The sequence below is a fragment of the Pseudonocardia sp. MH-G8 genome (assembly GCF_002262885.1).
Classification (GTDB): Bacteria; Actinomycetota; Actinomycetes; order Mycobacteriales; family Pseudonocardiaceae; genus Pseudonocardia.
The window spans coordinates 485101-498655 of sequence record NZ_NKYF01000002.1; the positions used below are offsets into that span (position 1 = coordinate 485101).

A 13555-nucleotide genomic window follows, 5' to 3' on the forward strand; every position below is an offset into this window, starting at 1 on the left:
ACCTACATCGGAGCGGCCGGGCGCGGTTCGACGCGGCCCGCCGACGCGGGCGGCAGCGGGTCGTCCACCGGAGCGAGCACGCGGTGGTGCTCCGGCTCGGCCACCACGTCCTCCGCGGCGTCGCGGTACTCCAGCTCGCCCTCGGGCCCCAGGTCGGCGTGGTAGCCCGCGGCGGCGAGCTGCTCCTCGTCGAGGTCGACCAGCAGCTCCCTGCGGCTCGGAACGACCTTGTAGTCCGGCCACGACAGGTGTCCGTACGCGTCGTGCAGGTCGGCCAGCAGCCCGACGAACACCTGCTGCCAACGCAGGGGCATCGACTGGGCCAACGAACGCGGAACCACCAGGTGGTCGGTGGTGGCGCCGGGCGCGGACCGGTCGAGGTAGTCCTGCACGGGGGTCGTGGACGCCGGGATCGGGCTGTCGGTGGGCATTGCTACTCCAGCTCGTACGAGAGGCCGAGCGCGACAGTAGTGCTGCCGGGTGCAAGGCCCGGCCCCGGTCCGGACGGGTGACGTCGGCTGCCCCGTCAGGCGCGGTTCGGGGTGGTGCCCGGGCGGGTCGCGAGCGGTACGAGCTCCTCGTAGTCCCACGGCACGGCCCGCACCCGCACCCGCTCGCCGGTGTAGGGCGCCTCCACCATCTGGTCGTTGCCCATGTACAGCACGACGTGGTGGATCGTCGAGGGGTCCGAGGGGTCCGTGGCGTAGAACAGCAGGTCTCCGGGCTGTGCCTGGGAGATCGGTACGTGCCCGCCCGCGTGGAACTGCTGCCGCGACACGCGGGGGAGGTTGATCCCCGCCGCCTGGAAGGCGCGCAGCATCAGGCCCGAGCAGTCGTAGGTGTTGGGACCGGTGGCGCCCCAGACGTAGGGCTTGCCGACCTCGGCCAGCGCGAACTCGATCGCCGCGCCCGCCGCCCCCTGCGGCAGGACCGCGGTCCGCCCGCACCCGGTCGGGTCGGCGACGTCGGCGAGCTGCTGTACGAGCTCGGCCGCGAGGCCCTCCCACTTCGCGTAGGCGTCGGGGAACGCCGAACGCTGCACGGTCTGGGCGGCCACCGTGACCGGCATGTCCTCCCAGCCACCGACCTGCAGCAGCCGCTCGATGAAGATCCGGGTGGAGTAGACCGGGTCGGTGACCTCGGCGGGCGAACCCCAGCCCTGGGACGGGCGCTGCTGGAAGAGCCCGAGCGAGTCGCGGTCACCGTAGTTGATGTTGCGGAGGGTGGACTCCTGCATCGCGGTGGCCAGCGCGACCAGCCACGCCCGGGGCGGCGCCCCCATCTCGCGGGCGACACCGATGATCGTGGCCGCGTTGCGGCGCTGCTCCTCGCTGAGGTCGCCGATCCGCGTGCCGGCCCGGCTGCCTGCCAGCGGTCCGGCCGGCGCGCGCACGCTCGGGTCGCACGACCCGGTGGTGGCGACCCCGCCGCCTCCACCGGTGCTCGCGGTGAACGCGATGAACCCGATGCCGAGGAACAGCCCGAGCGCCGCCATGACGGCCACGACCGGGACGAGGAGCCGCAACGGCCGCGCCAGGAACACCGCGCGCCGCCCTCAGACCCGGTCGTAGCCGGCGACCCGCCAGCCCGCCTCGGTGTCCACGACGAGTACCACCAGCGTGAGGGCGTCGGTGGGCACCTCCACCTGCACGGATCTCGCCGCGACCCCGACGGGACGGGGTTCCCCGGTCACCCGCGTGGCCGGGATGTTGCCCGGATCCACGCCGCTCAGCACGCCGAGGTACTCGTCGGTGGTGGTGGCCCGCAACCCTTCCAGCCACTGTTGCGCCGAGGTGCCCTCGGGCGGGCGCACCCACGCGCCCGCCCAGAGCGCCGCCACCTCGATCGCCTCGTCCGGAGCCTGCGACAGCGGCCGCGGGGACGGTGTGAGTGCGGGAACCGGCGGAAGCATCGTGGGGGTGGGGCTCGGCGGCGGGCCCGAGCCACCGGGCCTGCGCGTGGCCGGGCCGCTGGTCGTCGAACCGTCGTCGGATCCCGGCGCCCCGCCGCCCGCGGACCCTCCGTTGAGGGCCGTGACCGCCAGCGTCACCCCGACCGCCAGCGCCGCCACGATCACCACGGTGACCGCAAGACGCACGGGCGAGCGCAGTGGCCAGCCCCAGATCATCCGGTATGCCGCAGATCGTCCGTGAGGCGTCCTAATCGGCACGGCCGGTCCCCTGCGGGCTGTAGGCCGACTGCGTCGAGTGCGGCCGGTAGATGCGGTAGACCGGCACGCCGTCGACGATCTCGGCCTGCACCGGTCGGGCGGCGCCGGGGCGCAACGGCACCGCGTCCGGCCTGCGGTAGATCACCCGCTCGTCCACCTCGCCGGCATCGGACCGGTCGGGGATCCTGCCGCCCGCCGCGCGCGCGTCGGGTCCCGCAGGCAGGGCGGGCTTGCGCGCGGCCGGCACGAGTTCCGGCGGCGCGGGGGCCTCGGCGGGGCGGTGCCGCCGGGCGGATCGCTCCGCCCCGGACACCCGCATACCCGGCTCCGACTCGGGCCGCCCCCCGTCGGGGTGCCCGCCGCCGGCGCTCGCGCCCCGCCGCTCGTCCCACCACCGCGTCTGGCGGTCCTCGGTCTCGGCGCCACGCACCCGCTGCCAGACACGGGACATCGGGCCGGTTCCTGCGCCCGGCACGATGCCGCCGAACTGCTCGCGGGTGAGCGACACCATCGACACCAGACGCCGGAAGGGTCGCGCGACCGCCCACAGGACGACGGTCACCACGCCGGTGACGAGGAGCGCGAGCCACAGGTCGATGCCCGCGCCCGGTCGGAAGAGCGACACGACCAGCAGCGCGTGCAGCCCGGCGAGCGCGCCGACCACCAGCGTGTTGACGATCGCGGCACCCGCCACGCGCAGCATGGCGGGAAGGATCTCCGGCTTGAGGATCGCAACCACGGCCACCGCGGGCGCGGTCATCACCATCAGGCGCAGCAGGAGCATCGCCACCAGCACGAGGACCTTGGACAGGAGCTGGAACAGCGCGATGCACAGCGCCTGCACGACCGAGAGGATGCCGGCGCCGATGCGGCTGCCCGACTCGCCCTGGAAGTACGGGTAGCGGTCGCCCATGCGGTCGGCGAGGGCGGTGAACTCGGCCTTCTTCTGCTCCGCGAGCTGCTGGGTGTCCCGACCCTCGGCGACCTCCGGCTTCGTGAACGTCTGGGCCCGCAGCAGGTCGCGACCCATCTCCCGGGCCTGCGGCACGTCGGGCGAGCCGAACTCCCCGCGGAGCCAGTTCTGGTAGATCACCTGGTCGACGAGGACCGTGGGCAGCGTGTCGCGGTTGCCGAGCCCGACCTGGCCCAGGAACCCCTCCTGCATCTGGGTGACGCCGTCGAGCAGCAGGCCGTCGGCCGCCTTGGCCCAGTCGACCGGCGCCAGGTAGGCCGCGGAGCCGACCACGAGCGCCGCCACCGCGAAGGCCGCGCGCTGGGTCTGGCGGGCGAGGTCGCCGCGCAGCGCGAGCAGCAGCAGCATGACGGCCAGCACGAGCAGCGCTACGCCGATCCAGGTGGTGAAGACCGCGTCGTACATGGCGCGCGTGCCGTCACTGATCAGCTGGTCGAGCGGCGAGAGCAGCTCCCCGCCGTCGGCGATGAGGTAGTGCGCCCAGTTCACGCCGCCGACCGCGAACTTCGCGACGTTGAGGGTCTGGTTACCCAACCAGGTGTCCGTGGTGGTTGCGGGGTTGAGCGCCGCCCCGCCGCAGCCGATGTCGTAGTTGTGCCAGACGAGGCCGGCGTAGCCCACCTCGCGGTACACGCTGCCCAACTCGCCGTGGCTGGCCCGCGGTGGGTCGAGCGAGCCCACGAGTCCCGTACCCGGCCGATCCGGCTCGGGGGGTTCCTTGCAGTCGAAGGTCTGCCCGAACGCCGGCTGCCCGAGCAGGACCGATCCCCCGACGAGCCCGGCGACGACCAGTACGGACAGCCGCCGGCGCGCAGGCCGCGCCGGACCGCGGCGGCGGCGCCCGCGGCGGCGACGCGCCTCGACGAAGACGGCCGCCGCCACCACCAGGACGACCGGCAGCCAGCCGGCTACCGCCGGCGGGTCCGCGGGGATCACCGAACGGCCTCCCCGGCCGCTTGCACGCGGCCGTCACCGCCGCGGGCGGCGTCGGCTCCGGGCTGCGCGTCGAGGAGATCCGCGTCGATGTCGTCGGCGTCGGCGTCCCCGAGCAGATCGAGGTGCTCGTCCTCGCGCAGGTGAGGAGCACCGGCGGCCGCGCCTCCGGACCCGTCGGCCGCGGCACCGGCCATGAGGCCGTCGGGGTCGTCGAGGGCGTGGAACTCGTCGTCCACGTCGAGGACGGCCGGAACCTCGCCCGGCAGCTCGTCGCCCAGGTCGCTGCCGAGGTCCACGACCCGCCCGGTCGGACGCCCGAACACGATCGGCCGCGGCGACGCGGGCTCGTCGGGCGCCCGCACCGCCTCCGGCGCGGTGGCCGCGGGCACGCCCCGCACGGCCACGCGGTTCGCGTCCGGGTTGGTGTCGAGCGCCTCGCGCAGGTGCTCCAGGTGCGGCGCCTCGAGGTCGATGCGGATCTTCTCCACGCCACCGTGCCCGTCGGCGAAGATGAACTGGCGCGGGGTGTCGTCGGGCCGGTCGTCGTGGCGCGGCCGCGGCGAGAGGGTGCCGAGCATCTGCTCGTAGCCCACCCCGGTGGGCACCTTCAGCAGCCGCAAGGCCTCGGCCTGCGCCTCCTCGTCGTCGGTGCGCCCCACGAACACGGCGTTGACCAGCGACGCGAACCCCGAGACCCGCAGCAGGTCACCCGCGAGCTGGGAAGCGAACAGCGCGCGGACGTTGAACTTGCGCGAATCGCGCGCGAGGCGGTCGATCAGCACCTTGCCGGTGGGCACCTGGGACAGGAAGTGCGTCTCGTCCAGCGCCACGCCCTTGCGCAGGTTGCGGTCGGCGTCGTAGATCGTGCGCTGGGTGAGCCACGACGCCAGGTTGAGCAGCTCGACGGCGAGCGCCTCGGAATCGGTCCACTCCTCCCGCGGGCTGCCCGGGCGCGGCAGCGTCATGCCCTGCATCGTGAGCACCGTGAGCCGGTAGTCGCGGTCGGCCTGCCAGGGGTCCTCCCGCGTCGTGTCAGGGAACAGCAGCGCCGCCTGCGGCAGCTCGCGCCGCTCCTCGAGGAAGTCGGCGACCACGCCGGCGTGGTCCTCGCCGTCGCGGGCGTGCCGGCGCAGCACGTCGATGACCAGGCCGGGATGCCGGTCCGGGGCGCCACCGACCTCACGCACGGCGCGCAGCAGCACGATCCGGGTGTGGGGGATCCGGGCCACGTCGTAGGGCAGCAGGCCGGTGAGGACGTCCAGCACGAGCCGGCGGCGGGTGGCCGCCGCCAGGGAGCGTTCGCGGCGCCACGCCCGCTCCGGGTCCTCCTCGTCGGCGAAGTGCTCCGGGCGCGGCTCGGCGACCACGCGGTACGGGTTGAGGATGCCGGGATCGGCTCGCAGCAGGTTGATGTGCCGGGAGAACGGCGCCAGCTCGGGCAGCTTGGTGAGCTGCGCGAGCGGCCCTGAGGGGTCGAGCAGCGTCCAGCGGGCCCCGGCCCGCAGCGTCTTGTAGGTGATGAGACCGGTCAGGAACGACTTGCCGGAGCCGAGGCCGCCGACCACCGCCGTGAGCCCGGACGCGCGGCGCACCTCCTGCGCGAGCCACGGGTCCCACGCCACGGGCCGACGGGTGGCGGTGCACGTCTCGCCGATCATGATGCCGCGCCGGTCGCCGACGGACGCGGTGGCTGCGGGTACCGCCGCGGCGGCCCACATCACCGAGCCGCGACGGCGGTAGGCGGTGGACGCGAGCGGCTCCCCGGGGATGAACTCGCGCGCGTAGCGGTACTGCGCCTCGGGGTGCTCCACCTGCACCTTCGGCCGGTAGACGTCGAGCACCTGCTGCGCCCGGCTGATCGCCTCGGCCTCGTCCTTGCCCGACACGGCCACGCGCCACCACCCGTAGAGGCGGGTGTTGATCTGGGTCAGGCCGCTGGTGAGCTCGTCCTCGACCTCCAGCACGCGGTCGGCCTGGCGGGCGAGCGACATCGGCGGGTCGAGGTCGTGGTCGTGGGTGTAGTGCCGGATCTGGCTGCGCACCTTGCCCATCTGGCGCTGCAGCTCGCCCGCCACCTCCTCGGGCCGGCGGATGTACATCCGGGCCGACCACTCCACCGGGAACGGGAGCCGGTCGGAGTGCTGCATCCACGGGTCGTCGACCTCCGGGATGCGCAGACCCTCCATCAGCCCGAGCGACATCACGGCGACGTTGCGGCTCACCGTCTGCGCGCGCAGCCGCCCGACCACGCGCACGGTGGGTGCGTAGGGCTCCTGGTGCATCTCGACGCCGTCGGTGAACGCCGCGAGGTCCTCGGTCTCCCAGCGGTGGCCGCCACCGGGCACGACCGACAGGGTGCGGGGCGCGGGCAGGCCCAGCGCGCAGGACCGGTGCATCAGCCAGGCGATGTCGTCCGACGAGGCCGGCACCGCGTCGAGCCCGGAGCCGGCGACGAGCGCGTCGAGGTGGCCGACCTCCGACGACAGCGCCGCGATCTCGGCCCGGACGGCCGCGGGTGCGAGCTTGCCGAGCACCGGCGCCGCGCGCTCCACCCACCGGTCGAGCATCCTGCGACCGGAGACCTCGATGCCGAGGAAGACCTCCTTGTCCGACATCGACAGGCCCATCAGGTGGCGCTGCTCGCCCTCGAGGAAGCCGTCCCAGCCGAGCGCCCCCGCGACGTCGGGCATGCGGCCGAGTGCGTTGTGGTCGAACGACTCGGCCCACATGTGCACCGGGTAGGGCCGGGTGGTCACGCGCAGGTGCAGCCAGCGCCCCTGCAGCTCGCCCAGCTGCGCGGCGATCTGGCGGATGAGCGCTTCGCGCTGCGAATCGCTGCGGAAGCTCCAGGCCTGGGCCGCGAGCCGGTACCAGGCCATCACCTGGGAGCCGGTGCGGGTCAGGTGCCCCTCGATGGACCGCAGGGCGATGTCGGGCTCGTAGGTCGGCAGGCCGCCGTCCCCCGCGAGTGCCCGGCCGCGCCGCCGCCCCGCCTTCTCCGGCGATCTGCGATCACGGCCCGTGTCACGTCGCGACACGCGAACGTCCCTTCCGTCGTGAACTGCCTCCGCTCCACTCCGGCGTGCCCGCGGGCCTTCCCCGCAGAACACCGCCGGCCCCCTCACGGGGTGGGCTCGCCTCGCGCCACGCCTTGGGCCGCCTGCGCGGCCGGACGGCCGGACCGATCCGCACCCGGCTCGAGCGGACCACGCCGCCCTCGCCCGTGGTGCGCCGCCGCGGACCGGTGACCTCGTGCCGGAAGAGCCCCACGACCTGCCCGAGCGGTCGTTCGTAGTTGATGCGCTGCCCGAGGAACCGGGTGACCGCGATCGTGAGCAGGAGCGCCCACGCCACGGAGAAGAAGTCGAGGCCGATACCGATCCGGCGCTGCACGAACATGATGACGATCATGACGAGGAGGCCGAGCCCGTAGCTCACGTACCGCGCGCGCCACGGGAACGTGGCGCGCGGCGGGCCGAGCCAGACGGAGTCGACGCGGTAGATCTCGTCGTCGGTGCGGACGAGCACTGATCAGCCGACGAGGAGGCCGGCCAGGAAGTTACCGATCTCGGGGCCGTTACCCGAGACGGCGATGCCCAGCGCGATGAGCCCGACGACGAGCCCCACGCTGCGGCGCGCGACGCCTGCGTTGTCGCCCTTGCCGCCGATCCACAACAGGATGATCGCGATGCCGAGCAGGATGAGCGGCACGACGTTGTCGGTGATCCAGCCCTGGAGACCGTTGGTGCTCAGGGTCTGCGCGTGCAGTACGAGCACCTGTGGTCCGGTCATGACGGCTCCTCCTCGTGGCGCTGCCAACCCGAATTCGCCGCTGACCCGACCTCCTCGGGCTGGTGGACACCCGACCTGGCCTGCTCGGGCTCCGCGACGAGTAGACCATGTTGACCAGCGGGAGCATAGAGGGTCGCCCGGCCGGCAGAACCGCGTGACACGGACAGCCACGCAACACTGCGCAGGGGTGAACGGGGCGTGCGGTGAGCGGTCGATCTGGACCGGTTGAGTGACGAAGACCCGGCGCGGGGACCGAGGCGCGCACCCGAACGGCGGGTTAAGGTCACATCGCGCTCCGCTGTTACCCGTGAGTAAGTTCCGCGGTGAACGGCCGGACCGACATCGGCGATGGACGGGGAGCACCGGTCTACCCTGCTCCGCAACGGCTCCGCGGCCCACCACCCGCGGCGCCAGCCCTGGGAGGAGAGCCCGTGGTTGTCAGACTCGTCATCGGCCTGGCGATGACAGTGCTCGCGCTGGTCGTATCCGGCCGTCGCGCCTACTGGCTCTACCGGCTGATCAGCGCCGGCCAACCCGCGCACGACCGCACCGAGGGTCTCGGCGAGCGGGTCAAAGCGCAGTTCGTCGAGGTCTTCGGGCAGCGCAAGCTGCTCCGGTGGTCGGTGCCCGGACTCGCCCACTTCTTCACGTTCTGGGCGTTCGTGATCCTGATCACGGTGTACCTCGAGGCCTACGGGGCCCTGTTCGACCACGACTTCCACATCCCCCTGATCGGCCGCTGGCCGGTGCTCGGCTTCCTGCAGGACTTCATCGCCTTCGCCGCGCTGATCTCGCTCGCCGTGTTCTCCGTGATCCGGATCCGCAACGCGCCGGAGCGGGAGGCGCGCGCGTCGCGGTTCTACGGCTCCCACACCGGCGGCGCGTGGCTGATCCTGTTCATGATCTTCAACGTACTGTGGACGATGTTCTTCTTCCGCGGCGCATCGTCGGCGCTGGGGGTGTTCCCCTACGAGTCGGGGGCCTTCGTCTCGATCGGCGTCGGCCGGCTCATGACCGGGATCCCGGAGAGCACGCTCTTCGTGCTGGAGAGCGTCGGGCTGCTGCTGCACATCGGCGTGATGCTCGTCTTCACCGTGATCATCGCCTACAGCAAGCACCTGCACATCTTCACCGCCCCGATCAACGTCTCGGCCAAGCGCTTCCCGAAGGCGCTGGGCCCCCTGCAGCCGATCGAGCACGAGGGCAAGCCGATCGACTTCGAGGACCCGCCGGAGGAGGCCTCGTTCGGCCGCGGCAAGGTCGAGGACTTCACGTGGAAGGGCATGCTCGACTTCGCGACCTGCACCGAGTGCGGTCGCTGCCAGAGCCAGTGCCCGGCCTGGAACACCGGCAAGCCGCTCTCGCCGAAGCTCGTGATCATGGACCTGCGGGATCACCTGCTCGCGAAGGCGCCCTACCTCATCGACGGCAAGCAGGCCCCCGAGGACGGGTCGATCGACTTCTCCGCCGGGCTCACCGCCCACCCGGGCCACGGGGTGCCGGAGTCCGGGTACGAGCGGGTGCCCGGTTCCGGTCCGGAACAGGCGGCACGCCCTCTCGTCGGCACCGCAGAGCAGGGCGGCGTGATCGACCCCGACGTGCTGTGGGCGTGCACCACCTGCGGCGCGTGCGTCGAGCAGTGCCCGGTGGACATCGAGCACGTCGACCACATCGTCGACATGCGCCGCCACCAGGTGCTCATCGAGTCGGAGTTCCCCTCCGAGCTCGGCGTGCTGTTCCGCAACCTGGAGAACAAGGGCAACCCCTGGGGGCAGAACGCCAAGGACCGTCTGGATTGGACCAAGAACCTCGACTTCGAGGTGCCGGTCTTCGACGGCGAGCTCTCACCCGACACCGAGTACCTCTACTGGATCGGCTGCGCGGGCGCGTTCGACGACAACGCCAAGAAGACCGTGCGCGCCACCGCCGAGCTGCTCCACCGCGCCGGCGTGGACTACGTCGTGCTGGGCTCGGAGGAGGGTTGCACCGGTGACCCGGCGCGCCGCTCGGGCAACGAGTTCCTGTTCCAGATGCTGGCCCAGCAGAACGTCGAGATGCTCAACACCGTGTTCGAGGGGCGCGAGCCGGGCACGCGCAAGATCGTGACCACGTGCCCGCACTGCCTCAACACCCTCGGCCGGGAGTACCCGCAGCTGGACGGGCACTACGAGGTCGTGCACCACACGCAGCTGCTGAACAAGCTGGTGCGCGAGGGCAAGCTCGTGCCGGTGGCCGCCCCCGACGGCGGCGCGCTCACCGACGTCACCTACCACGACCCCTGCTACCTGGGCCGGCACAACGAGATCTACGAGGAGCCCCGCGAGCTCGTGGGGGCAGCGGGCGTCAAGCTCAACGAGATGCCCCGGCACGCCGATCGGTCCTTCTGCTGCGGCGCAGGTGGCGCCCGCATGTGGATGGAGGAGAAGATCGGCAAGCGGGTCAACCTCGAGCGCGTGGACGAGGCCCTCGACACCGGCGCCGAGAAGATCGCCACCGGCTGCCCGTTCTGCCGCGTGATGTTCTCCGACGGTCTCACCCAGCGCCAGAGCGAGGACAAGGGCAGCGGCGTGGAGATCCTCGACGTCTCCCAGATGCTGCTCGCCTCGGTCAGGCGCGGCGACGCGGCGCCGAACGGGAAGGTCGACTCCGTCGGCGCGGGCGCCCCCCATACGGCCGACACGACCCCGGCCAGCGGAACCGAGGCGAACGGTCCGGGCGACGAGTCGGCGGTTCAGGCCGACCCGGCAGGCGATGTCTCGGTGGGCGGCGCGAGCACCGGGGGTGCAGAACCGAAGGGCGCACGACCGGAGGGCACGACCAGCGACGAGGAGCGCCGCACCGGCCAGTGAAGCCGAGCCACTCCACACATTCAGCAGTGAGCATCCGGTGTGTGGAGTGGGCTGGCTAGCCGCAAGGCGCGAACCCGGTCACCAGGTACGTGCGCTGGTTCGGGTCCACCAGCTCGGCCTGTACGCGGCCGATCTCCGAGCCTGCGGTCTGTGCCCACGCGGTCGCGCAGCCGTCCAGGACGAGAGCGGCAGGAGCCGGCAGGCGCGGGTCGGCACCACGGGGCATGCCGAGCTCCCGCGACTCGGCCGTCGTCTGGCCACGTTGGTGGAGGAGTACCGCCGCGGCGGCGCAGTCGGGGGCACCGGCTGCCTGAGCCAGCTGTTCTTCCGCCGCAGGCGTGAGCACGGCGCAGAGCAGGTCGGGGTCCGGGCCGGATTGAGTGATGGCGAGGACGAGCGTTGGCACGATGTCACCGCTCTCCTCGGCGATGCCTGCCCGGGACAGGTCTCCCGCCTGCGCCTGAATCTGGGAGAGCTCGATCCGGTCCTGGTGGACGGAGAACCCGAAGCCGATCCCGCTCGCGGCACACAGGACGGCCCCCACCGCCGCGAGCCGCCACCACGGCAGCTGGGTGAGCCCTGCCAGCAGGACGCCGATGCTGCCGGCGAGCGCCCAGGCCCACGGGCCGGTGCTCACCATCAGCCCGATGACCACGACGAGGAACGCGAGCGGCAGGTCCCAACCGCGCAGCAGCCCTTCGAGGCGCAGCAGCCGGAGCACGACGAGGGCGCCGAGGCCGATCATCCAGGGGATCCAGGAGAAGCCGGCGAAGGGCCACAGGAGCAGCGCCGCCGCGATCACCGCGAGGGAGGCGGCCCCGCGGGGTGAGCGGACGATCCGCCGCCAGTCGAACCGCGGGCGCGGCGGCGGCGCGCCCGGCTCCGGCGGCGGGACGGGCACGGCCGGCGGGTGCGACGGACGCGCCGCAGGCAGCCAGGGGGCCTGGGGATCACGTCGCGGTTCCATCGCTGTCGGAGGCTACCGGTCGGACGGACCGTGTCCCAGCGGTCGCCGTGGGTCAGCGGGACGGCCGGCGCGGCGCCACTCCAACGGCGCAGCGCCGTGGGCCCGGCGGAACCGGCGGGCGAAGTAGCCCGGATCGCGGTAGCCGACACGGGCGCCGACGGCCTCGGCCGTCAGGTCGGTCTCGGCGAGCAGCCGTCTTGCCTCGACCATCCGCCGCTCGGTGATCCACTGCTGCACGGTGCGGCCCGTCTTGCGCCCGACGACCGTGGTGAGGTGGCCGGGTGTGAGGCCGACCTGCGCCGCCACGTCGGCCAGGGTCAACGTCCCGCGGAACCTCTCCTCGATCACGTCGAACACTGCGGCGAGCAGTGGTTCGTCGCGCAGGACGAAGCCGTCGAGGACGTCGGTGGCCAGCCGGGAGACGGCGACGAGCAGGAGCGTCAGGTGTGCGACGGCGGCCTCGTTGCTGCCGTCCCGGCGCTCGCGCAGCTCGCTGTCGAGCGCAGCGAGCCGCTCGCTGAACGCCGCCCGTCCGGCCGGCGGGACGTGCAGCCGCTGGACCCCGCCCGCCACACCACGGACGAAGGGGAACAGCAACGGGTGGGAGCGCCAGGAGAGGAACGCACCGGGGTCGGCGGCCCCGACGACGTCGGGCGGGAAGAACACCGCCCAGCCGTCGGCCGCCGCCAGGCCCCCCGCCTGGTCGACGACGACCACCTCGCCCGGAGCAACGACGAACACGTCGCCCGCGACCGGGGACCACTCGCGCTCGTCCACGCGCAGGCAGCCGCCGTCCTGCTCGAAGTAGACGAGCACGAGGAAGTCGTGGGCGTGGGGGTGCCGGCGCACGACGCCCGCCGGCTCCTCACGGCCGTCGCGGCCCCGCACCACACCGATCGGTGGCACCCCCGGCACCCGGCGGTAGCCGTAGACGGGTACACCGCGAACTCGCGACGTCGGATCCGAAGAACGTCCCATCACTGCCGAGGATCCTCACTTGGCAACAGCCCGCGGCCGTTCCAGCCTGGAGGCAGGAACTCCGAACATCGTCCCAGCAGAGGGAGAACTACCGCCATGTCCGACCGTCCCACCGGCACCCGCAACGAGCACGACTACGTGCCCGCGATGGGGAGGGACCGGCTGCTCCCGCTCTACGACCCCTTCACCTGGCTCGTCGGCGCGCCGCGCGTGCACCGCCGCCTCGCCGCCCGGGCCGGTGTCGTACCGGGCCACCGGGTGCTGGAGGTGGGGTGCGGCACCGGGAACCTGGCGCTGCGGGTGCAGCGCCTGCACCCGGGCGCCGAGGTGGTGGGGCTCGACCCCGACCCGCTGGCCCTCGCGCGGGCACGGCGCAAGGCCGATCGCCGCGGGTCGCCGGTCCGCTGGGACCGCGGCACCGCCGGCGCGCTCCCGTACGACGACGCGAGCGTGGACCGCGTGCTGTCCGCGTTCATGTTCCACCACCTCGACGACGCGGAGAAGCGGCGGATGCTCGCCGAGGTGGGCCGTGTCCTGCGCCCCGGCGGGCAGCTGCACCTGGTCGACTTCGGCGGCCACCACCACGGCGTCGCCGGACGCTGGGTGCACCGCAACGAGCACCTGCGGGCCAACGCGGACGACGGGATCGCGGACCGGATGCGCGAGGCGGGCCTCACCGACATCCGGACCGGGGAACGCGGCCGCCTCGGCGTCCTCCACGTCCGCGCCACCCGCTGCTGACCGTCCGTCCCGCCGGAGCGAAGCGCAGGCCGATGTCACAAGCTTGCGGGCCGACGTCGTCTCGCGGGGGAGGCGCGCAGGGAGCGAGGTACGAGCGACTGAGCACCGGAGGAGCGAGGCGGCGTCTCGAGGGCCCGCAAGCCGCCGGA

General features: G+C 72.9%; 11 protein-coding genes. 2 read left to right on the forward strand and 9 right to left on the reverse strand.

Features of this window, described 5'->3' with window-relative positions; all coding sequences use genetic code 11:
- Positions 1-2 precede the first annotated feature (2 nt).
- The 7 genes from CFP66_RS09305 to CFP66_RS09335 form a co-directional block, all read right to left on the reverse strand.
- Positions 3-431 (reverse strand): hypothetical protein, encoded by a 429-nt coding sequence (locus tag CFP66_RS09305; RefSeq protein WP_094922187.1) that lies wholly within the window; start codon positions 429-431, stop codon positions 3-5.
- A 95-nt stretch (positions 432-526) separates the two neighbouring features.
- Complete coding sequence (locus CFP66_RS09310) at positions 527-1495, reverse strand: C40 family peptidase (RefSeq protein WP_094922414.1); 969 nt, start codon at positions 1493-1495, stop codon at positions 527-529.
- Positions 1496-1555: 60 nt separating this feature from the next.
- A complete protein-coding gene (locus CFP66_RS09315; protein WP_233159254.1) occupies positions 1556-2071 on the reverse strand; it encodes a hypothetical protein in 516 nt (171 codons plus the stop codon).
- Between the two features lie 88 nt (positions 2072-2159).
- Complete coding sequence (locus CFP66_RS09320; protein ID WP_094922190.1) at positions 2160-4079, reverse strand: hypothetical protein; 1920 nt, start codon at positions 4077-4079, stop codon at positions 2160-2162.
- On the reverse strand, positions 4076-7117 hold the full coding sequence (locus tag CFP66_RS09325) for an ATP-binding protein (RefSeq protein ID WP_094922192.1): 3042 nt from the start codon (positions 7115-7117) through the stop codon (positions 4076-4078). Before CFP66_RS09325 ends, CFP66_RS09320 begins: the two co-directional genes overlap by 4 nt.
- Positions 7104-7607, reverse strand: a complete 504-nt coding sequence (locus CFP66_RS09330; protein WP_198961330.1) for a hypothetical protein — start codon at positions 7605-7607, stop codon at positions 7104-7106. The genes CFP66_RS09325 and CFP66_RS09330 overlap by 14 nt, the downstream gene beginning before the upstream one ends.
- Positions 7608-7610: 3 nt before the next feature.
- Positions 7611-7871, reverse strand: coding sequence for a hypothetical protein (locus CFP66_RS09335; protein ID WP_094922193.1), 261 nt, complete (start codon positions 7869-7871; stop codon positions 7611-7613).
- 431 nt (positions 7872-8302) lie between these two features.
- Between CFP66_RS09335 and CFP66_RS09340 the strand changes: the two genes are divergently transcribed.
- Entirely contained in the window at positions 8303-10720 is a 2418-nt protein-coding gene (locus CFP66_RS09340) for a (Fe-S)-binding protein (RefSeq protein WP_198961331.1), read from the forward strand.
- Between the two features lie 55 nt (positions 10721-10775).
- Here CFP66_RS09340 and CFP66_RS09345 read toward each other — a convergent pair whose 3' ends face one another.
- On the reverse strand, positions 10776-11621 hold the full coding sequence (locus CFP66_RS09345; RefSeq protein ID WP_143517187.1) for a hypothetical protein: 846 nt from the start codon (positions 11619-11621) through the stop codon (positions 10776-10778).
- A gap of 78 nt (positions 11622-11699) precedes the next feature.
- Positions 11700-12665, reverse strand: a complete 966-nt coding sequence (locus tag CFP66_RS09350) for an AraC family transcriptional regulator (protein ID WP_094922196.1) — start codon at positions 12663-12665, stop codon at positions 11700-11702.
- Positions 12666-12761: 96 nt separating this feature from the next.
- Between CFP66_RS09350 and CFP66_RS09355 the strand changes: the two genes are divergently transcribed.
- A complete protein-coding gene (locus CFP66_RS09355) occupies positions 12762-13406 on the forward strand; it encodes a class I SAM-dependent methyltransferase (protein WP_094922198.1) in 645 nt (214 codons plus the stop codon).
- The last annotated feature ends 149 nt before the right edge of the window (positions 13407-13555 follow it).